This is a genomic window from Xenorhabdus santafensis, from assembly GCF_033949405.1.
GTDB lineage: Bacteria > Pseudomonadota > Gammaproteobacteria > Enterobacterales > Enterobacteriaceae > Xenorhabdus > Xenorhabdus santafensis.
The window spans coordinates 1-1972 of sequence record NZ_VCDN01000082.1 but is presented as its reverse complement, the minus strand read 5'-3'; the positions used below and the strand labels follow the sequence as shown (position 1 = coordinate 1972).

Here is a 1972-nt window from a genome sequence, read left to right as displayed (position 1 = left end):
CACTTATTAGTCGAATCCAAGGAGGTGTATTTAATTTATGAAAAAGATTATCTTATTAGTTCTCTTTATTTTTTTTTCGGGTTCAGGTTTTGCATATATAACAACGGATTCCTCAGATCCTAATGTCAAAACAGTGTGTATGGATGGCGAATATTCAACTTCTACCGGATCAGGCGCCTGTTCTTATCATGGCGGAATTGACTATTATATAAATTAATATGATGTTAGCTCGATTAATTAATATAAAAACATATAAAGACGGAATGTAAATATTATCCCGACTTTTTTAATATTTTTATCACATGATTTTTTCATTATGAGGATCGCTCATGCTCATAAATACGTCACATAAGCTCACATTTTTAGGTACAAAGGCGCTGAGATTGTATTTTTGCGATCGAAAAAGAAAAGAATAAAGGTCGCGCCCATACTCAAGTTTTCTTGTTTTATCGAGTAATTCAAATTTCCTGTGAATTTCCGTGACCACTGTTTTATGTATTTCACGTTTAACCAAATCCTCTCTCCGATAGGGACTTTTAGCATCACCATAGTACAAGTTACGAAGATAAAGAATATTCTCCTCTCCGTCTTCATATACGGAGGCGGTGACTAAGGGCATAATTTCATTCGTGATTTCTTTTTTAATACGGGTGAAAAAATCATGAATACACTGATACAATTGAGGTGTGCATTCTCCTTGGAACTTAGGCAGTTTTATTTCTTTAAAAGTGGACTGTTCCTCCGACATTTTTAGCATATCGGTCATAATGTTTTTAAATTCTTTTGGGCACTGGGTCTGTTTGACTTCTGCAGAAACACAACAACCATAATGGCGTGAGTTGTAATCATAATTATATTTTCGGATAGTCAGAATATAGATGCCCGGCTGAGGCTCACCCCCTTTAATTTCGGTAGATTCATAGGCGAATTTGAAGTAAATCCCGTTTTTTTTGTTATAGCCAATAAGAATGCCCGCATCAGCAAAATCTGGGACAGTACATCCATGATTGCAATAAAAGGGCGTATCACTATTGAGCATAAGAAACCAGCCTTTCGGAAAGGTTATTGCGTTTTGCATTGGGTCTATCATATTTTTCCTTTTCATTCAAAATCTTTGTTTATGGTTAGAAGGGGGTGTAATTCACTTGTAATATAAATTTAGTGCTGAAACTTAATAAACTGGATGGTGCTAAAAGATCGGAATGTCGTGCAGATCTTTCCGGTTTTTATGATGGGGCTGGGTTGGCATCTTAAGTGCAATCGGAAATATATTAAAAGTGGATATTTTATTAATTAAAAAATTTCCAATCCGATTTGTGTATGTTTGATCCAGCAAAGGCCAATAAAAAATAGACAACGTACAATAAATATTATAGCAGGTCATAATTATGAAGATATAGCTGGAATTCCCATCGATACTCGGTCAGAAAGCATTTTAAAATACTTTCTGATATAACTATTTATATCTTTTTCAATACGAAATTAAGATTTATCTTATTTCACCAAGAAATTTACTTTTCATTTAAATTAATAGATGGCGTTTATATGTTTCATGTCAATACATCATTGCCAATGCATCATTTATTTTCACATTTTTTCATTAAGTAAAATAAAGGCTAATTCCTAAAAGTAATTTTTTGTGATCTATATCATAAAATGAGGATGATCATGATTTTGTCAAGTCTGGCATCTTTTTTTTATATTTATATCAGTGGATTGGGAAAAACGCCTTTTATGGAGAACCATTTAAGTGGTTATATTCGCTAATAATGCTTTTTATTTGAGTATATTCGTTTTTAACGGCAATAATTTTAATTTTTTATCCTGTCATTGTTGAATGACACTTTGAATTTTACTTGATGTCATTTGGTCTTTATTCACTTGTTATTTATTATTGCCCCATTTTATTCGACACGAATCAGCCGATATATTCGGACAACCGAGTTCATGCAATTTATCGGACAACAACGTA

The 1972-nt window shown here is 32.9% G+C and carries 2 protein-coding genes; one reads left to right on the top strand and one right to left on the bottom strand.

Annotated features, from left to right (window positions below):
* Nucleotides 1-37 precede the first annotated feature (37 nt).
* Nucleotides 38-217, top strand: a complete 180-nt coding sequence (locus FE392_RS16845; RefSeq protein ID WP_319931358.1) for a DUF3761 domain-containing protein — start codon at nucleotides 38-40, stop codon at nucleotides 215-217.
* A gap of 81 nt (nucleotides 218-298) precedes the next feature.
* Here FE392_RS16845 and FE392_RS16840 read toward each other — a convergent pair whose 3' ends face one another.
* A complete protein-coding gene (locus FE392_RS16840) occupies nucleotides 299-1090 on the bottom strand; it encodes a hypothetical protein (protein ID WP_319931357.1) in 792 nt (263 codons plus the stop codon).
* Nucleotides 1091-1972 lie beyond the last annotated feature (882 nt).